Raw genomic sequence first — 18,957 nt, forward strand, 5'->3', positions numbered from 1 at the left:
CCAGACCGACTGCGACGACATCGCCCTCAGACTGAACACCAGGCCACGCAAGACCCTCGACTGGCAGACTCCGGCCAGGGTCCTCAACCAGAGGCTCGTTGCAGCAGCCGTTTGAGCCCGCCGAGGTGGCCATAGGCCATGGTACCACGGATTCGAACGCATGTTCGAGTCGATCTCGACCACGAACCCACCCGAATCCTTCCCTTGGCCGCGCTTGGGCGGGCGGCGCGCCGGAGCTTGCGGGGGCGCCACCGCACGCGTGCTACCGCGCGCGGCCAACCCAGCCACACACCTGAAACGACGAGACGGTCAGGAGTTCTGCGGGAACCCCAGGTCGACACCACCATGGGTCGCCGGGTCGAGCCAGCGCGCGGTGACCGCCTTCTCGCGGGTGAAGAAGTCGACCCCCGACGGTCCGTAGGCCTTGGCGTCGCCGAAGAGTGACGACTTCCAGCCGCCGAAGGAGTGGTAGGCGACGGGCACCGGGATCGGCACGTTGATGCCGACCATGCCCACCTCGACGTCGGCCTGGAAGCGCCGGGCGGCGCCGCCGTCGTTGGTGAAGATCGCGGTGCCGTTGCCGTACTGGCCGCCGTTGATCAGCTCGAGACCCTCGGCGTAGGAGGCGACGCGGACGATCGAGAGCACCGGCCCGAAGATCTCGTCGGTGTAGACGGTGGAGGTGGTGCCGACGTGGTCGACGAGCGAGGGGCCGAGCCAGAAGCCGTCGGGCGCTCCTCCGGAGGGCGTCACGCCGCGCCCGTCGACGACGACCGTGGCGCCGTCGTCGGCCGCGACGTCGAGGTAGCCGGCCACCTTGTCGCGGTGCTCACGGGTGATGAGCGGGCCCATGTCGGCGTCGCCGCGGCCGTCGCCGGTGACCAGCTTGCCCATGCGGTCGCGCACCTTCTCGACGAGCGCGTCGCCGACCGGGTCGACGGCGAGCACGACCGAGATGGCCATGCAGCGCTCGCCGGCGGAACCGAAGCCGGCGTTGACGGCGGCGTCGGCAACGAGGTCGAGGTCGGCGTCGGGCAGCACGAGCATGTGGTTCTTCGCCCCGCCCAGGGCCTGCACGCGCTTGCCGGCGGCGGTGCCCTTCTCGTAGACGTAGCGGGCGATCGGCGTCGAGCCCACGAACGAGATCGAGGCGACGTCGGGGTGCTCGAGCAGCGCGTCGACGGCCTCCTTGTCGCCGTGCACGACGTTGAAGACGCCGTCGGGCAGGCCGGCCTCGGCGAGCAGGGCCGCCAGCCAGTTGGCGACCGACGGATCCTTCTCCGACGGCTTGAGGACGACGGTGTTGCCGGTCGCGATCGCGATGGGGAAGAACCACATCGGCACCATCGCCGGGAAGTTGAACGGGCTGATGATGCCGACGACGCCCAGCGGCTCCTTGACCGAGTAGACGTCGACGTCGGTGGAGACGTTGAGCGAGTGCGAGCCCTTGGTCAGCTGGGGCATGGCGCAGGCGAACTCGACGACCTCGAGACCGCGGGCGACCTCGCCGGCGGCGTCGGAGAGCACCTTGCCGTGCTCGGAGGTGAGGATGGCCGCGAGCTCGCCCTTGCGGGCGTTGAGCAGCTCACGGAAGGCGAACATCACCGTCTGGCGCTTGGCGATCGACGAGCGGCCCCACTCGGCGTAGGCCGCGCGGGCCGCGGCGACCGCGGTGTCGACGTCGGACGCCGACCCGAGCCGCACGTGCTTGGTGACCTCGCCGAGGGCCGGGTCGTAGACCGGGCTGGTGCGCGAGGAGTCGCCCGCGGCGGGCGAGCCGGCGATCCAGTGGTCGAGGGTGGGGGTCTGGGCGTCCAGCGTCATCAGGCGATCTCCTTGTCGAGCAGGGTGAGCACGTCGTCGTAGATCGCGAGTGCCTCGGCGACCTCGTCGTCGGTGACGACGCACGGGGGGACGACGTGGATGCGGTTGTCGGCGGCCAGGGGCACGAGCCCGCGCGCGACGAGCTCCTTCTTGGCCAGGCCGATGAGGGCCGGGGCGACCGGGGTGCGGGCGTCGTGGTCGCTGACCAGGTCGAGGGCCCAGAAGACGCCGAGTCCGCGCACGTCGCCGACGACGGGGTGCGAATCGGCCAGCGCGCGCAGCCCCGGTCCGATCACGTCGGCGCCGACGCGCCTGGCGTTGGCGACGATGCCCTCGGACTCCATCGCGTCGAGCGCGGCCACGATCGAGGCGGCGGCGAGCGGGTGACCGGAGTAGGTGAGCCCGCCGGGGAAGACGGCCTCGTCGAAGTCGGCGGCGATCTGGTCGCTGATGACGACGCCGCCGATCGGCACGTAGCCGGAGTTGACGCCCTTGGCGAACGTGATGAGGTCGGGACCGCGCCCGACGTCGAAGGCGTCGAGGGCGAACCACTCCCCCGCGCGGCCGAAGCCGGCCATGACCTCGTCGAGGACGAGCACGATGCCGTGGGTGTCGCACAGCTCACGGACGCCGGCGAGGTAGCCCGGCGGCGGGACCAGCACGCCGGCGGTGCCGGGGATGGTCTCGAGCAGCACCGCGGCGATCGACGCCGGGCCCTCGAGCTCGATGACGCGGCGCAGGTGCTGCAGGGCGCGCTCGCTCTCCTGCTCGGGCGAGGTCGACCAGAACTCGGAGCGGTAGGCGAACGGGCCGAAGAAGTGCACGTGGCCGCGGGCGTACTCGTTGGGCACGCGGCGCCAGTCGCCCGTGGCCACGACGGCGGCGCCGGTGTTGCCGTGGTAGCTGCGGTAGGTCGAGAGGACCTTGTCGCGCCCCGTGTGCAGCCGCGCCATGCGGATCGCGTTCTCGTTGGCGTCGGCCCCGCCGTTGGTGAAGAACACCTTGTCCATGCCGTCGGGGGCGCGGTCGGTGATGCGGCGGGCGGCCTCGCCGCGGTGCAGGTTGGCGGTGGACGGCGCGATGGTCGCCAGCCGCGCGGCCTGCTCCTGGATCGCCGCGACGACCGCGGGGTGCTGGTGGCCGATGTTGACGTTGACCAGCTGGCTGGAGAAGTCGAGGTAGGAGGTGCCGGCGTGGTCCCACACCCGGCAGCCCTGGCCGCCGGCCACGACGAGGGGGTCGAGCGCTGCCTGCGCCGACCACGAGTGGAACACGTGGGCCTTGTCGAGACGCTTGGTCTCCGCGTCGAGATCGGTCGTCATCGTCCGTCTCTCTCCTCATCGTCGGTGGTCGTGGCGGTGGTCGTGGTGCGGGGTGTGGTCGTGCGGGGTGACGGGGTCCCGACGAGCCCGTCGGGCTGGTCGGGACCCCGCCGGGGGATCAGCTCCCGCCGGGGTTGAGCGTGACCTCGATGGGCTCGAAGTCCGCGCCCTCGACGTCGACACCCTCGTCGCGCAGCTCGGTGAGCGCCTGCTCGACGTACTCGTTGGTGTAGGCGGTCTCGGGCGGCGGCTGGCTGATGATGGTCGCGCCGGTCTCGTTCTCGGTGCCTTCGGCGATCGCGACGGTCTGGTCCCAGGCCTCCTCGTCGATCATGCCGACGCCGCCGGACGTCGACGGCCAGATCAGCTTGTTGGTCTCGTTGGCCATCCACAGCTGGTGGCTCTGACCGAGCTCGGAGCCGGCCTCGGTGACGATGGTGGCGGCGTCCTCGGGGTTGTCGCGCACGTAGGCCCAGCCCTTGATCGAGGCCTTGATGAACTTCACCGTCTGGTCGGCGTAGGCGTCGTCCTCGAGCTGCTCGGTCTGCGCCCAGATCGCGTCCTGCAGCATCGCGGTGCCGACGTCGTTGTAGTCGATGACGTTGAGCTCGTCGGGCTGGTAGAGCTCGCCCGTCTCGGGGTTCTCGGTCTCGAGCAGCTGGGCGTACTCGTTGTAGGTCATCGCCTGGGCGACGTCGACGTCGCCCTGGAGCAGCGCGTTCATGTCGAACGACTGCTGCACGAGGTTGATGTCGTCGAGCGTGACGCCCTCCTCCTGCATGCCGGCGAAGAGCTCCCACTCGTTGCCGAAGCCCCAGCTGCCGACGTTCTTGCCCTTGAAGTCGGCCGGTGAGGCGATGCCGGCGTCCTTGAACGACACGCCGAGCGTGCCGCTGCGCTCGAAGATCTGGGCGACGTTGGTGATGGCCGCGCCCTGCTCGATCGAGCCGAGCACCTTGGGCACCCAGGAGATCGCGTAGTCGACGTCGCCGGCGGCCAGCACCTCCTGCGGCACGATGTCGACGCCGCCCGCGACGATCTCGACGTCGAGTCCTTCGTCTTCGTAGTACCCCTGGTCGACGGCGGCGTAGTAGCCGGCGAACTGGGCCTGCGGCACCCACTGCAGCTGCAGCTTGACCGGGGTCAGGTCGCCACTGGCGTCGCCGCCGGAGCCGCCGCCTCCGTCGTCGTCGTCCTTCTGGGCGCAGCCGGACATCGCGGTCAGCCCGAGCACGAGGGCGACGACGCCGGCGCCCAGCTTTCTCGTAGTTGCTCTCATGGGTTCTCCTCGGGTGGTGGTGTGGTGCGGTGGTTCCGAGCCGGTGGGCTACGTCGAGGGGTGGTGCCGGGTAACCCACAGCTCGAGCAGCAGGGTGACGACGTAGAAGACGATGCCGAGCGCGATGGCGCCGAGCACGTAGGCGTAGGCGAGCGGGTAGTTGCTGCTCGAGGCCGAGGTCGTGATCGACTTGCCCAGCCCGCCGACTGGGCCGCCGAAGTACTCCGCGACGAGGGCCGAGATCACGGCCAGCGACGAGGCGATGCGCAGCCCGGTGAACACGTAGGGCAGCGCCGTGGGCAACGTGACGGTGCGCGCGACCTGGGTGGGGGTGGCGGCGTAGGCCGTCATCAGGTCGCGGTGCACGGCCTTGACCTGGGCGAGGCCGCGCAGGGTGTTGAGGTAGACCGGCACGCTCACCGACAGCGCCGCCACCAGCACCCGGCCGGTCTCGTTGCCGGCGCCGAACATCGTGTAGAGCACGGGCGCCAGCGCCACGATCGGCACGACGGACGCCGCGGCCACCACCGGCACGGCCATCTGGTCGATGAAGCGGACGGCGTGCGAGACCAGCGCTCCGACGATCGCGACGACGGCGCCGCCGACCAACCCGAGCAGTGCGTTGCGGCCCGTGACCGTGGCGCCGTCGACGATCGAGCCGCGGTTGTCGGTGACCTGGGCCCACACGGCGTCGGGCGCCGGGATGATCAGCGGGGAGACGTCGTAGTGGTCGACGAGCACCTGCCACAGGGCGACGACGGCGACACCGAGCAGCACCGGTGCGAGCACGGTCGAGACCCGGAGCCGGCTGATCGGCAGCCGCGCCCGGGTGTCCTTCGCCGTGGCCTCGGCGACGACGCTCATGCGAGGTCCTCGGCAGGCTCGTGACCGCCGTGCAGCGCGGCGCGCACCGCGGCCACGGTGTGCAGGAAGTCGGCGTGGTCGCGGGTGGCGTCGGTGCGCGCCCGTAGCGTCTCGGGCACCGTCACGACGTCGGTGATGCGGCCCGGCCTCGGCGTCATCACGACCACCCGGTCGGAGAGGAAGACCGCCTCGGGGATCGAGTGCGTGACGAACAGGACGGCGGCGCCGGTCTCGCGGCAGATGCGCACCAGCTCGGCCTGCAGCCGCTCGCGGGTGATCTCGTCGAGCGCGCCGAACGGCTCGTCCATGAGGAGCAGGCGGGGCTGCTCGGCCAGGGCGCGGGCGATCGCGACGCGCTGCTGCATGCCGCCGGAGAGCTGGTCGGGCCGGCTCTTGGCGAAGTCGGTGAGCCCGACGAGGTCGAGCAGCTCGGCCACTCGCGCCTTGCGCTCGGCGGAGCCGGCGCCGTGCAGCTTCAACGGCAGCTCGACGTTGGCCGCGACGGTGCGCCACGGCAGCAGGCCGGCCTGCTGGAAGGCGATGCCGTAGTCCTGGTCGAGCCGCGCCTGCTCGGCCGACTTGTCGAACACCGCGATCGTGCCGCCGCTGGGCTGGTCGAGGTCGGCGACGAGCCGCAGCAGGGTGCTCTTGCCGCACCCGCTGGGACCGATCAGGGAGACGAATTCGCCGGCCGCGACGGTGAGGTCGACCGCCGACAGCGCGACCACCTCGCGCTTGCGCTTGCCGAAGACCCGGTCGACCCCGGTCACGGTGATCGCGGCCGGGGTGCCGAACGGCGCCGGCCCGGCCTGATCGGTGGCCTGCTCCGCGGTCTTCTGGGCGGTCTTCTCGGGGGTCTTGGACAGGTCGGTCACCGGGTGGCCTCCGCGGTTCGGTAGGGGCGCAGCAGCAGGCCGATGAGGCCGACGACGCCGGCGGCGACGAGACCCACGGCGACGGCGCCGAGGATGGGCGCCCAGGGCTTGGCGGGGTCGGAGCTGGCCGACTGGGCGTACTCGATGATCATCCGGCCGATGCCGCCGCGCAGGCCGATGGAGACCTCGGCGACGACGGTGCCGATGACGGCGCTCGCGGCGCCGAGCCGCAGCGCCGGCAGCAGGAACGGCACGCTCGACGGCAGGCGCAGCGTGAACAGCGTGCGCCACCACCCGAGCCCGTAGGCGCGCATGAGGTCGAGGTGGGTGGCCTCGGCGGACTTCAGCCCGCGCAGGGCCCCGACGGCGACCGGGAAGAACGCCAGGTAGGCCGCGATCACGGCGACCGACTGCTCGTTGGTCCAGATGTAGCCGAGGCGGTCGAACTCGCTGCCCCAGCGCTTGACCAGCGGGGCCAGGGCGATGAGCGGCACCGTCTGGCTGAGCACGATCCACGGCAGCAGCGCCGACTCGACGATGCGCACCCGGCTCATCAGCAGCGCCAGCACGAGGCCGACGACGACGCCGATGACGAAGCCCCGCGTGGCGATCGCGAGCGTGAACAGGCTGGCGTCGACGACGGCACCGAGCGTGCTCCCGGCGCCGGGCAGCGACGTGACGGGTTCGCCGAGCCGTTGCACGACCTCCCACGTGTGCGGCATCGCGAGGTCGCTGGCACGGGGCAGCACCAGCAGCCGGTCGCCGACGCGGACGCCGTCGTCGGGGCCGAAGGCCTTGTAGAGGTCCCACACCGCGGCCAGCACCGCCAGGCCGAGCAGGCCGAGCAGCACCGAGCGGGCGCGTTGGAGGGCAGCGAGCACGGACGACTCAGCTCGTGGCCGTCACGTGGTCGCGCAGGCGCGGGATGATCGACTCGCCGTACTGGCGCAGCGTCTCCTCCTTGTGGTCGTGCTGGAGGTAGACCGCGAACTGGTCGACGCCGATGGCCTTGAGCTGCTCGAGCTTGGCGACGTGCTCGTCGGGGGTGCCGAGGATGCAGAACCGCTCGACGATCTCGTCGGGCACGAAGTCGACGTGGTCGTTGTCGGCCTTGCCGTGGGTGTTGTAGTCGTAGTCGGTGCGGCCCTTGATGTAGTCGGTGAGCACCTGCGGCAGGCCGGCGTCCTCGCCGTACTTGGCGACGATGTCGGCGATGTGGTTGCCCACCATGCCGCCGAACCAGCGGGTCTGCTCGAGCATGTGGGCGCGATCGGTGCCGACGTAGGCCGGGGCCGCCACGCAGAACGTGATGGCGTCGGGGTCGCGACCGGCGTCGGACGCCGCCGTGCGGACCTGCTCGATCATCCAGGCCGCGATGTCGACGTCAGCGAGCTGGAGGATGTAGCCGTCGCCGTGCTCGCCGGTGGTCTTGAGGGCCAGCGGGCCGTAGGCGGCGATCCAGACCTCGAGCTCGCTGGTGCGCGCCCACGGGAACTGCAGCGTGGTGCCGTTGACCTCGACCGGACGCCGGTTGGCCAGCTCGCGGATGACGTGCGTGGCCTCGCGGACGTCCTTGAGCGTCGACGGCTTGCCGTTGAGCACCCGGACGGCGGAGTCGCCGCGGCCGATGCCGCACACGGTGCGGTTGCCGTACATCTCGTTGAGCGTGGCGTAGACCGACGCGGTCACGGTCCAGTCGCGGGTGGCCGGGTTGGTGACCATCGGGCCGACGACGACCCGGTTCGTGGCCGCCAGGATCGCCGAGTAGATGACGTAGGGCTCCTGCCAGAGCAGGTGGGAGTCGAAGGTCCACACGTAGTCGAACCCGTGCTCCTCGGCCTGCTTGGCGAGCCCGACCGTGCGCCAGGCGGGTGGGTTGGTCTGCAGCACGACGCCGAAGTCCATGGCAAGCTCCTTGTCAGGTCAGGTACTGCGAGAGGCCGCGCTTGAGGTACTGCCCGTGGCCGGCCCGGCCGTGGAAGGCGTCGTCCTCGATCACCACCGAGCCGCGGGAGACGACGACGTCGACGTGACCGTCGATCTCGTAGCCCTCCCAGGCCGAGTGGTCCATGTTCATGTGGTGCGTGCGGCCCTCGCCGATGCCGATGGAGGTGTGACCGTTCGGGTCGTAGACGACGACGTCGGCGTCGGCCCCGGGGGCGATGACGCCCTTGCGGCCGTGGAGCCCGAACATCCGTGCCGGGGTGGTCGAGGTGATCTCGACCCAGCGTTCGAGGGTGATCTCACCGGTGACCACGCCCTGGTAGAGCAGGTCCATGCGGTGCTCGATCGAGCCGATGCCGTTGGGGATCGCGCGGAAGTCGCCCTTGCCGAGCTCCTTCTGGTCCTTCATGCAGAACGGGCAGTGGTCGGTGGAGACCATCTGGAGGTCATTGGTGCGCAGGCCGTTCCACATGGCGTCCTGGTGACCCTCGGCGCGGCTGCGCAGCGGCGTGGAGCAGACCCACTTGGCGCCCTCGAAGTCACCCCAGGTGGGGTCACCCGTGGCCCCGAGCTGCTCCTCGAGGGAGAGGTAGAGGTACTGCGGGCAGGTCTCGCCGAACACGTTCTGGCCCCGGTCGCGCGCGGCGGCGAGCTGGGCGACGGCCTGCTTGGCGCTGACGTGCACGACGTAGAGCGGCGAGCCGGTGAGGTCGGCCAGCATGATCGCGCGGTGCGTGGCCTCCTCCTCCATCTGCCAGGCGCGGGCGACCCCGTGGAAGTAGGGCGTGGTCTTGCCGGCGTCGTAGAGCTGCTGGGCGAGGACGTCGATCGCGGGGCCGTTCTCGGCGTGCATCATCGTCATCAGGCCGAGGTCGCGGGCCTTCTGCATGGCCTTGAGGATCTGGGCGTCGTCGGACATGAACACGCCGGGGTAGGCCATGAACAGCTTGTACGACGAGATGCCCTCGTCGAGCAGCGTCTCCATCGCCTTGAGCGAGAACTCGTCGACCCCGCCGATGATCTGGTGGAAGCCGTAGTCGATGACGGCGTTGCCGGCGGCCTTCTCGTGCCAGGTCGCGAGGCCGGTCTCGATGCGCTGCCCGGTGGTCTGCACGGCGAAGTCGATGACCGACGTCGTGCCGCCCCAGGCCGCGGCGGTGGTGCCGGACTCGAAGGTGTCGCTGGCCTCGGTGCCGCCGAACGGCAGCTCGAAGTGGGTGTGGGCGTCGATGCCGCCCGGGATGACGTACTTGCCCGTGGCGTCGACGACCTTGTCGACCGACGACGCGAGGTCGTGGCCGAGCAGCGTCGAGCCGGGTGCCAGGACGGCGACGATCGTCTCGCCGTCGACCAGCACGTCGGCCTCGCTGCGACCGGTCGAGCTGACGACGGTGCCGCCCTTGATCAGCAGGGTGCTCATCGACGGCGTCCTCAGGCCCGGGCGATCTGGTCGTAGGAGTCGGGCCGGCGGTCGCGGTAGAACTGCCAGTCGTCGCGCATCTGCTGCACCATCGACAGGTCGAGGTCGCGCACCATGAGCTCCTCGCTGTCGCTCGAGCCGCGCTCGCCGACGAAGTTGCCGCGCGGGTCGATCACCTGGCTGGTGCCGTAGAAGTCGACCGCCTCGTCGCCGTACTCGTTGTCCTCGCGGCCGACCCGGTTGGGCTGCAGCACGAAGTAGCCGTTGGCGACGGCGGCGCAGGGACCCTCGACCTCCCACAGCCGGTTGGAGAGGCCGGGCTTGGTGGCGTTGGGGTTGAAGACGATGTGGGCGCCGTTGAGGCCGAGCTCGCGCCAGCCCTCGGGGAAGTGGCGGTCGTAGCAGATGTAGGTGCCGACCTTGCCGACCGCGGTGTCGAAGACCGGGTAGCCGCCGTTGCCCGGACGGAAGTAGAACTTCTCCCAGAACTTGTCGAGGTGCGGGACGTGGTGCTTGCGGTACCTGCCGAGCACGGTGCCGTCGGCGTCGACCACGACCGCGGTGTTGTAGTAGACGCCGGTCTGCTCCTCCTCGTAGATCGGCAGCACGTGCACCATGCCGAGCTCCTTGGCGAGGGCGGCGAAGCGCTGCACGATCGGGCCGTCGACGGGCTCGGCGTAGCGGTAGTACTTCTGGTCCTGGGTGATGCCGAAGTAGGGCCCGTAGAAGAGCTCCTGGTAGCTGATCACCTGCGCGCCCTGGGCGGCCGCGTCGCGGGAGAACTGCTCGTGCTTGTCGAGCATCGACTCCTTGTCGCCGGTCCACGTGGTCTGGCTGATCGCCGCCTTGACGATGGTCAACGGGTCCTCCTGAAGGGGTGTCGCCGAGCGCCTGAATCGTTATCGTGAGAGGTGAACATTTCGCTGAGATGACGCGCGTGTCAAGGATTTCGTGTGAATCTGGTCACCCTGGACGACAAGACCCCCCGTGGCATCGCCGCGGCGGTGGGGCACGCCGTCCGCACGGGCGAGCTGGCCGCGGGCGACCGGCTGCCCACGGTGCGCGAGGTCGCCGCCGACCTCGGCGTCTCGCCGGCGACGGTCAGCGCGGCCTGGTCGGCGCTGCGGCGGGCCGGGCTCGTCGAGGCCCGCGGTCGCGCCGGCACCTTCGTGCGGCCCGCGCCGGCCCCGCGGCTCAGCCCGCGCGTGGCCGGGCTCCGCGGCCCGGCCGACCACACGGCCCGGCTCGACCTGTCGCGCGGCACGCCCGACCCGGCGCTGCTGCCCGACCTCGGCCCGGCGCTGCGCCGGGTCTCCGAGCGCGCCACGACCCCGGGCTACCAGGCCGAGCCCGTCGTCCCCGAGCTGCGCGCGATCCTCACCGACACCTGGCCCTCGGCGGTCGAGTCGATCACCGTCGTCGACGGCGCCACCGACGGCGTCGCCCGCGTGCTCGAGCAGGTGGTCTCCTACGGCGACCGCGTCGTGCTCGAGAACCCCGGCTTCCCGCCGTTCTTCGACCTCGTCGAGGCACTCGGCGCCGAGGTCGTGCCGGTCGAGCTCGATGGCGTCGGCGTCCGGCCCGAGTCGCTGCGACGCGCCCTCGCGACGCGACCGGCCGCCGTCCTGCTGCAGCCGCGCGCACACAACCCCACCGGCGTCTCGACGACGCCGACCCGGGCGGCGTCGCTGGCCCGGGTGCTGCGCGGGGCGACCACGACCCCCTGGGTGGTCGAGGACGACGCCTCGGGGGCGATCAGCACGGCGCCCGACGTCACGCTCGCCCGCTGGCTGCCCGACCGGGTGGTGCACGTGCGCTCGTTCTCGAAGTCGCACGGACCCGACCTGCGCATCGCCGCCGTCGGCGGGCCCACCGACCTCGTCGACGGCGTCGTCGCCCGCCGCATGCTCGGTCCGGCCTGGACCTCGCGGATGATCCAGCACATCCTGCTCGACCTGCTCACGACCTCGCGCTCGATGGACGAGATCGCCGAGGCCCGGCGTCAGTACTTCGCGAGACAGCGTGTCCTGGTCGAGCGGCTGGCCGACCACGGCGTCGAGGTCGACGCACCCGACGGCATCAACCTCTGGCTCCCCGTGCGCGACGAGGCGGCCGCCGTCCTGCACCTCGCCGCGGCCGGCATCCGCGTCGCCGGCGGACGCCCGTTCCTCGCCACGGGCTCCCCCGGCTCGTTCGTGCGCGTCACGTCAGGGCTCGTGCAGCCCGACGACGCCGACGACGTCGCGCGGGCGCTGGCCGAGGCGGCTCGATCAGCGTGACTCGCGGTGCTCGGCGATCCGCTCGACGTAGCGCGTCGCGTTGAGGTGGATGCCGGTGAGCTCGTCGTCGGTGGTCTCGCGGCGCACGCGGGCGGGCAGCCCGAGCACGAGCGAGCGCGGCGGCACGTCGAGGCCCTCCGAGACGACCGCGCCGGCGCCGACGATCGAGCCGGTGCCGATGCGGGCGCCGTTCATGACGATCGCGCCCATGCCGACCAGGACGTCGTCCTCGATCGTGGCGCCGTGCAGCACGGCCCGGTGACCGACCGAGACGCCCGATCCGACGACGAGCGGGAAGCCGGGGTCGGCGTGCAGGACGACGCCGTCCTGGAGGTTGGTACGGGCACCGATCTCGATGCGCTCGGTGTCGGCCCGCGCGACGACGCCGTACCAGAGCCCGGAGTCGGGGCCGACCGTCACGTCGCCGAGTACCCAGACGTCGGGCGCCACCCACGCGCCGGGGTCGACGCGTGGGTGGCGGTCTCCGAGCGGACGGATCCGGTCGGCGGTCCGGTCAGCGGACATGCGCGCCCGTCTTGGGGGCGGGGGCCGGCGCGGCGGCGGACGACGTCTCGACGCCGTCGAGCGAGCGCCACTTCGAGACCGACCACGCGATGAGGGCCGACATCGCGCAGAGGCCGGCGATCAGGTAGAGACCGAGGTCGTCGGAGCCGGTGAGGTCCTTGACCCAGCCGTAGATGTACGGGCCGGCGAAGCCGCCGAGGTTGCCGATGCTGTTGACGAGCGCGAGGCCGGCGGCGGCCGCGGTGCCGGCGAGGAACTTGGTCGACATCCCGAACGACAGCGGGATGCCGGAGCACAGGCCCATGGCGGCGATCGCGACGCCGAGGAGGATCAGGTAGGGCGAGTCGGCGAGGATCGCGACCAGGATGCCGGTGACGCCGAGGATCGCCGAACCGGCGACGTGCAGCGGCACCTCGTCCTTCTGGCGCGAGTGCCAGGCCCAGAAGAGGGTGAACACGACCGCGCAGCCGTAGGGGATCGCGGTGAGCAGGCCGACCTGGAAGATCGAGTAGTCGACGTCGAAGCGCTGCTGGAAGCCGTCGATGATCGTCGGCAGGAAGAAGCTGATCGCGTAGAGGCCGTAGACGAGGCCGAAGTAGCCGAGGCCGAGCAGCCAGACCTTCGGCGTCCGCAGGGCGCCCTTGACGCCGTGGTGCGACTCGGCCGGGCCGTCCTCGGCGAGGTCGGCCTCGAGCACGGCGCGCTCGTCGTCGGTGAGCCAGCGGGCGTCGCTCGGGCGGTCGGGCAGCAGCATGAAGCACGCGACACCGAGCAGGACGGCGGGCACGCCGGTCACCAGGATCATGAAGCGCCAGCCTTCGAGGCCGAAGACGCCGTGACCGGTCTGCACGAGCCACGACGCGAGCGGCGAGCCGATGGTCGACGAGAGCGGGATGCCGACGAGGAAGAACGCGAAGGCCTGCGCACGGTCGCGCTGGGCGAACCAGTAGGTCAGGTAGAGCAGGATGCCCGGGGTGAACCCGGCCTCGGCGATGCCGAGCAGGAACCGCAGCACGTAGAGCATCGTGGCGTTCTGCACGAACGCGGTGAGCGAGGCGACGATGCCCCAGCTGACGAGGATGCGGGCGATCCACTTGCGGGCGCCGAACTTGTGCAGCGCCAGGTTGCTGGGCACCTCGAGCAGCACGTAGCCGATGAAGAACACGCCCGAGGCGAAGCCGAACATCGTCGCGGTCAGGCCGAGCGCGTCGTTCATGCCGTTGGGGCCGGCGATGCCGATGTTGCTGCGGTCGAGGTAGTTGACGAAGTAGCAGAGCAGCAGGAACGGCATCAGCCGCAGCAGCACCTTGCGGCGGACGACGGGACGCAGCGCGTCGGCGTCGGCCGGCAGGTCGGGACGGGTCGTGGACATCATGGGCCTCTCTATGGTCGGGCACGGCGGTGCGGCCGACCACGGGTGGTCGGTGCTCGGTGGTGCAGGTCATGCGGTGGTGCGGTGGTGCGGGTGGTGCAGGTGGAGCCGGCGCGGGCTAGCCCGCGCGGAAGACGTCGGCGATGCCCGAGTCGTCGCCGTCGTCGAGCCCGAGCTCGTGGGCCCGCACCCAGGCGGCGCGGGCGGCGGTGAGGATGGGCGCGTGGGCACCGGTGGCGGCGACGGCGTCGGCGACGAGACCGCTGTCCTTGACGAAGATCGAGAGCCGCGTCTCGGTCGGGCGCTGGTCGGCCGGCAGCGCCATGCGCGGGCCGCGGTCGGCCAGCATCCACGACGCCGCGGCGCCGGTGGGCAGGATGCGGTTGACGACGTCGAGGTCGAGGCCCAGCCGCTCGGCGAACGCGATCGCCTCGCCGGCCGCGGCCAGGTGCACGCTGACGAGCATCTGGTTGAGGACCTTGAACGCCTGACCGTCGCCGGGCGCCTCGCCGACCACGTGGACGACGCCCACGGGCTCGAGGGCCGGCCGGGCCCGCTCGACGTCGTCCGGGGCGCCGCTCACGAGGAGGGTGAGGGTGCCGGCGACGGCACCGGCGACCCCGCCGGTGACGGGGCAGTCGACGACGGCGATGCCGTGGGTCGCGGCTCGGGTCGACGCGGTGCGCAGCACGTCCGGGCCGACGGTGCTCGCCGCGACGAGCACGGCGCCGTCGAGCCCGCCGTCGCGGACGACGTCGGCGTCGAGCAGCGCGAGCAGCTGGTCGCCGGTGGCGACCATCGCGACGACGACGTCGACCCCGGCGAGCAGGTCGAGGTCGGTGCCGGCCGGGATGCCGAGGTCGGCCATCGCCGCGACCCGGTCGGCCGAGACGTCGACGGCGCGCACGGCGAGACCCGCGTCGCGCATCCGGGCCGCCATCGGCCCGCCCATCGCGCCGACCCCGATCACGCCGACGGCGAGCGGGGAGCCGCCGCGGGTCGGGGCGGGTGCCGGGTCGGTGGTCGAGGTGGTGGACGTCACGAGACGTGAGTCTCCGACGCGTGTGACTCGGGTCACGACCGCCGAGCGTCGGGATCTCCGTGCCCGGATTCCTCGCTTTGTAGGAACGCCCCGGTCAGGACACGAGGTCGAGCACGTGCAGGCCGAGGTGGAGCAGCAGCCGGGTGCGACCGTCGGCGAGGTCGACGCCGGCGATCTCCTCGATGCGCTCGAGGCGGTAGTAGAGCGACGTGCGGTGCAGGTGCAGGGCCTCGGCGGTGGCGGGGCTCGAGCCCGCGTGATCGAGGTAGGCGCGCAGCGTCTCGACGAGGCGGCCCTGCGGGTCGCGTGCCTGCAGTCGCCGCAGCTCGTCGGGCACGAGCGCGAGCGTGAGCTCGGACTCCGGCACCCGCAGCAGGACGTCGAGCGGGCCGAGCTCGTCGGCCAGGGCCAGCCCGTCGAGACCGGGGGCCCGTCGGGCGGCCCGGAGGGCGACGAGCGCCTCGTCGTAGGCGCGGTGGGCCTCGTCGAGGCCCGGTCGCACGCGGCCCACCCCGGCGACCGTGCGCACCTGCTCGCCGAGCACGCGACCGACCGCGTCGCGCAGCTCGGTGGCCTGGTCGCGCAGCCGCTCGGGCGTGGGGGCGCGGTCCCAGGTCTGCAGCAGCACGCCGCGTGAGCCGAGCACCGCACCGGCCGCGAAGCCCGCGCGCGACCGGGCGACGCTGGCGGTGGCGATGCGCAGCGCGAGCGTGGACTCGGTGGCCTCGAGCGCGCCGTCGCGGTCGTCGAGCTCGAGCCCGGTCACGGTGACGGAGGCGGCGTGGCGCAACGTGCCGAGCCGGTCGAGGGCGCGGACCCCGGCCTCGCGGCGGCCCGGGTCGACGCCGAGCAGGTCGGCGACGGCGCTCTCCTGCTCCCGACGGCGGTCGTCCTGGCCGAGCTGCTCGCCGAGGAGGAGCGCCCCGATCTCGTGCCCGGCCCGCACCACCTCCTCGGTCTCCTCCTCGGAGACCGAGCCGTCGGCGTCGATGATCAGCAGGAGGCCGAGCAGCTGGCCCTGCCAGCGGATCGGGTGGCACAGCCGCTGCACCATGCCGAGGTCGGGCCGGGCCGGGATGACGCCCGGCCGGGTCCAGCGCGCCACGCCCTGGGCGAGGATGTGCCCGATCGCCGAGCCGCCGACGTCGCGCTGCAGCACCGCCCGGACGCGCTGGTCGTCGGCGTCGCCGAAGTGGCGGCTCGCGGCAAGCAGGTTGACCTCGGGGTCGTCGAGCACCACCGAGCGCCCCAGCCGCTCGGCCAGGGTGTCGACGAGGTGCTGCACCTGACGCTCGGCCATGAGCCCATCATCCCGCTTTCCTACAAAGCGAGGAAGACCGGGAGCCAGTTCCCACCATGACGCGGTCGAACGCGCGAGACGCCGGTCACAGACTGGCGAGGTGACCAGTGACACGACGAGCCCCTTCCTGACCGGCTGGGCGCACACCGCCTTCGGCAAGGCCGCGCCCGAGACCACCGTCGAGCACCTCATGGCCGAGGTGTCGACCGCCGCGATCGCCGACGCCGGCCTGGAGGCGGGCGACGTCGACGCCGTCTTCGTGGGCGTGTTCAACGCCGGCCTGTCACGCCAGTCGTTCGAGGCCGCCCTGGTCGGTGCCGGTCAGCCCGCGCTCGCGCTCACGCCCGCCTCGCGCCACGAGAACGCCTGCGCGACCGGCAGCGCCGCGCTCTACGCGGCGATGGACCACGTGCAGTCGGGCCGCGCCCGCACGGCGCTCGTCGTCGGCGCCGAGAAGATGACCGGCGTCGGCAACGACGTCGTCAACGACGCGCTGCTCGGGGCGTCGTACCGACCGACCGAGGAGGACGCGGGCAGCTTCGCGGCGATCTTCGGCCGGCTCGCCGACCTCTACGCCGACCGCTACGGCGACCCGCGCGAGGCGCTGTCGCTCATCGCGGCCAAGAACCACCGCAACGGCGTCGCGAACCCGTGGGCGCAGATGCGCCGCGACCTCGGCGTCGAGTTCTGCTCGGTCCCGTCGGAGAAGAACCCGCTCACGGCCGGGCGCCTGCTGCGCACCGACTGCTCCCTCGTCTCCGACGGCGCCGCCGCCGTCGTCGTCACCACCGAGGACGTCGCCCGCGCGGCCCGCCGGCGCGTGCGCGTCGCCGGCCGGGCGCAGGCCAACGACGTGTTCGAGGTCGCCGGCCGCCAGGACCCGATCGGCTTCGACGGCGCCCGCCGCGCCTTCGCCGGCGCACTGGCCGACGCCGGCACGACGCTCGACGGGCTCGACCTGATCGAGACCCACGACTGCTTCACCCTGGCCGAGCTCATCCAGTACGAGGCGTTCGGCCTCGCCGAGCCCGGCAAGGGCGGTCTCGTCGTCGCCGAGGGCGTCACCCAGCGCGACGGACGTCTGCCGGTCAACGTGTCCGGTGGACTGAAGTCGAAGGGTCACCCGATCGGCGCCACCGGCGTCTCGCAGGCCGTGATGGCCGCGCTGCAGCTGACCGGCGAGGCGGGCGACATGCAGCTCGACCGCGCCTCGCGGGCCGCGGTGTTCAACATGGGCGGCGCCGCCGTCGCCAACTACGCGACCGTGCTGGAGGTGGCCTGAGCCATGGGGACGCCGTCCACCCGCGCGATGAACCTTGCGCACTTCCTCACCCAGACCGCCCGCCGCCTGCCCGACCACGACGCCGTCGTGTGGGGCGAGGTCCGCTGGAGCTGGCGCGAGCTCGACCACCGCGTCTCGCTGCTCGCCGCCGAGCTGCGTCGTCGCGGCATCGGCGCGGGCGACTGCGTGATGCTGCACAGCCCCAACCACCCCGAGTTCGTGCAGGCGATGTTCGCCGCGTGGCGCGTGGGCGCGGCGCTCGCGCCCACCAACTTCCGCCTGACGTCGGGCGACGTCGCCGTCATCGCCGGCGTCTGCAAGCCGCGCCTGCTGCTCGTGCACCCGCGGCTGGCCGACCACGTGCCGGCGATCACCGAGGCCGCCGGCCTCGACTGCGGCGTCATGTGGGTCGACGGCACGCGCGAGGAGCACGGGGACGACGCCGTCGTCGCCCTGCCCGACGACGGCGAGCTGCTCGGCGACCAGGACGTCGTCGTGGGCCAGCACGCCTGGTACTTCTTCACCTCCGGCACCAGCGGCACGCCGAAGGCCGCGATCCTCACGCACGAGCAGATGGGGTTCGTGACGCTCAACCACGCGGCCGACCTGATGCCCGGGCTCACCGAGGAGGACGCCTCGATCGCCGTCGCGCCGCTCTCGCACGGCGCCGGCATCCACCTGCTGCCCAACGTGGCCGCCGGGGCGCGCACCGTGCTGCCGACCTCACCCGGGCTCGACCCGGCCGAGGTCTGGTCGCTGGTCGAGAAGGAGCGGGTGAGCAACGCGTTCACGGTGCCGACGATCCTCAAGATGCTCGCCGAGCACCCCTCGGCCGCCGACCACGACCTGTCGTCGCTGCAGCACGTCATCTACGCCGGAGCGCCGATGTACGCCGCCGACCAGGAGCACGCGCGCTCGGTGCTCGGCGAGGTGCTCGTGCAGTACTACGGCCTCGGCGAGGTCACCGGCAACATCACCGTGCTGCCCCCGCGCCTGCACGGCCGACCGAGGCCCGACGGCGTCGAGTTCGGCACCTGCGGCTACCCGCGCACCGGCATGCAGGTGAGCATCCAGTCCGACGACGGCACCGAGCTCGGCAGGGGCGAGCAGGGCGAGATCTGCGTCGCCGGACCGGCCGTCTGCCACGGCTACCTCGACAACCCCGAGGCCAACGCGGCTGCGTTCCGCGACGGCTGGTTCCGCACCGGCGACCTCGGCATGCTCGACGCCGAGGGCTTCCTCTACGTCACCGGCCGCGCCTCCGACATGTTCATCTCCGGCGGCTCGAACGTCTACCCGCGCGACATCGAGGAGAAGCTGCTCCTGCACCCCGACGTCGCCGAGGTCGCCGTGCTCGGCATGCCCGACCCCACCTGGGGCGAGGTCGGCGTCGCCGTCTGCGTGCCGTCGTCCGGCTCGGACCTCGACGCCGACGAGCTGCGCGGCTTCCTCGACGGCAAGCTCGCGCGCTACAAGGTGCCGCGGCACTTCGCGATCTGGGACGAACTGCCCAAGTCGGGCTACGGCAAGATCGTCAAGCGGCACCTGCGCACGCGGCTCGAGGAGACCGGCTGGCCGCCGGTCGAGCCGGCGCCCGTGCCGGCCTGATCGACCGCGACTCCCCCGAAC

General features: G+C 72.1%; 16 protein-coding genes and 1 pseudogene. 4 read left to right on the forward strand and 13 right to left on the reverse strand.

Annotated elements, in window-relative coordinates; all coding sequences use genetic code 11:
- A pseudogene (locus tag ABFT23_RS22565) lies at positions 1-115 on the forward strand (IS30 family transposase); the annotation flags it as partial.
- A gap of 194 nt (positions 116-309) precedes the next feature.
- Here ABFT23_RS22565 and ABFT23_RS00005 read toward each other — a convergent pair.
- From ABFT23_RS00005 to ABFT23_RS00045, 9 genes are all read right to left on the reverse strand, one after another.
- Complete coding sequence (locus ABFT23_RS00005; RefSeq protein ID WP_347891640.1) at positions 310-1,824, reverse strand: CoA-acylating methylmalonate-semialdehyde dehydrogenase; 1,515 nt, start codon at positions 1,822-1,824, stop codon at positions 310-312.
- Complete coding sequence (locus tag ABFT23_RS00010; RefSeq protein ID WP_347891641.1) at positions 1,824-3,146, reverse strand: aspartate aminotransferase family protein; 1,323 nt, start codon at positions 3,144-3,146, stop codon at positions 1,824-1,826. Before ABFT23_RS00010 ends, ABFT23_RS00005 begins: the two co-directional genes overlap by 1 nt.
- 118 nt (positions 3,147-3,264) lie before the next feature.
- Positions 3,265-4,425 (reverse strand): ABC transporter substrate-binding protein, encoded by a 1,161-nt coding sequence (locus ABFT23_RS00015; protein ID WP_347891642.1) that lies wholly within the window; start codon positions 4,423-4,425, stop codon positions 3,265-3,267.
- A 48-nt stretch (positions 4,426-4,473) separates the two neighbouring features.
- Positions 4,474-5,289 (reverse strand): ABC transporter permease, encoded by an 816-nt coding sequence (locus ABFT23_RS00020; protein ID WP_347891644.1) that lies wholly within the window; start codon positions 5,287-5,289, stop codon positions 4,474-4,476.
- A complete protein-coding gene (locus tag ABFT23_RS00025) occupies positions 5,286-6,164 on the reverse strand; it encodes an ABC transporter ATP-binding protein (protein WP_347891645.1) in 879 nt (292 codons plus the stop codon). The genes ABFT23_RS00020 and ABFT23_RS00025 overlap by 4 nt, the downstream gene beginning before the upstream one ends.
- Positions 6,161-7,045, reverse strand: coding sequence for an ABC transporter permease (locus tag ABFT23_RS00030; protein ID WP_347891646.1), 885 nt, complete (start codon positions 7,043-7,045; stop codon positions 6,161-6,163). The genes ABFT23_RS00025 and ABFT23_RS00030 overlap by 4 nt, the downstream gene beginning before the upstream one ends.
- Before the next feature lie 7 nt (positions 7,046-7,052).
- A complete protein-coding gene (locus ABFT23_RS00035; RefSeq protein WP_347891647.1) occupies positions 7,053-8,069 on the reverse strand; it encodes a TIGR03842 family LLM class F420-dependent oxidoreductase in 1,017 nt (338 codons plus the stop codon).
- 13 nt (positions 8,070-8,082) lie between these two features.
- Complete coding sequence (gene hydA / locus ABFT23_RS00040) at positions 8,083-9,528, reverse strand: dihydropyrimidinase (RefSeq protein ID WP_347891648.1); 1,446 nt, start codon at positions 9,526-9,528, stop codon at positions 8,083-8,085.
- A gap of 11 nt (positions 9,529-9,539) precedes the next feature.
- Positions 9,540-10,388, reverse strand: a complete 849-nt coding sequence (locus ABFT23_RS00045; protein WP_347891649.1) for a nitrilase-related carbon-nitrogen hydrolase — start codon at positions 10,386-10,388, stop codon at positions 9,540-9,542.
- Between the two features lie 93 nt (positions 10,389-10,481).
- On the opposite strand from ABFT23_RS00045, the gene ABFT23_RS00050 reads away from it, so the two are divergent.
- Positions 10,482-11,807, forward strand: coding sequence for an aminotransferase-like domain-containing protein (locus tag ABFT23_RS00050; RefSeq protein ID WP_347891650.1), 1,326 nt, complete (start codon positions 10,482-10,484; stop codon positions 11,805-11,807).
- On the opposite strand, the gene ABFT23_RS00055 is transcribed toward ABFT23_RS00050, so the two are convergent.
- The 4 genes from ABFT23_RS00055 to ABFT23_RS00070 form a co-directional block, all read right to left on the reverse strand.
- Positions 11,799-12,332 carry a gamma carbonic anhydrase family protein gene (locus ABFT23_RS00055; protein ID WP_347891651.1) on the reverse strand — a complete coding sequence of 178 codons (534 nt, stop codon included), beginning with the start codon at positions 12,330-12,332 and terminating at the stop codon, positions 11,799-11,801. The genes ABFT23_RS00050 and ABFT23_RS00055 overlap by 9 nt on opposite strands.
- On the reverse strand, positions 12,322-13,704 hold the full coding sequence (locus tag ABFT23_RS00060) for an MFS transporter (RefSeq protein WP_347891652.1): 1,383 nt from the start codon (positions 13,702-13,704) through the stop codon (positions 12,322-12,324). The genes ABFT23_RS00055 and ABFT23_RS00060 overlap by 11 nt, the downstream gene beginning before the upstream one ends.
- 118 nt (positions 13,705-13,822) lie before the next feature.
- Complete coding sequence (locus tag ABFT23_RS00065) at positions 13,823-14,746, reverse strand: NAD(P)-dependent oxidoreductase (protein WP_347891653.1); 924 nt, start codon at positions 14,744-14,746, stop codon at positions 13,823-13,825.
- Positions 14,747-14,840: 94 nt separating this feature from the next.
- A complete protein-coding gene (locus ABFT23_RS00070; protein WP_347891655.1) occupies positions 14,841-16,046 on the reverse strand; it encodes a PucR family transcriptional regulator in 1,206 nt (401 codons plus the stop codon).
- A 100-nt stretch (positions 16,047-16,146) separates the two neighbouring features.
- Between ABFT23_RS00070 and ABFT23_RS00075 the strand changes: the two genes are divergently transcribed.
- Complete coding sequence (locus tag ABFT23_RS00075) at positions 16,147-17,328, forward strand: thiolase domain-containing protein (protein ID WP_347891656.1); 1,182 nt, start codon at positions 16,147-16,149, stop codon at positions 17,326-17,328.
- Between the two features lie 3 nt (positions 17,329-17,331).
- Entirely contained in the window at positions 17,332-18,936 is a 1,605-nt protein-coding gene (locus tag ABFT23_RS00080) for an acyl-CoA synthetase (RefSeq protein WP_347891658.1), read from the forward strand.
- The last annotated feature ends 21 nt before the right edge of the window (positions 18,937-18,957 follow it).

The sequence above is a fragment of the Nocardioides secundeburneus genome (assembly GCF_039939255.1).
Classification (GTDB): domain Bacteria; phylum Actinomycetota; class Actinomycetes; order Propionibacteriales; family Nocardioidaceae; genus Nocardioides.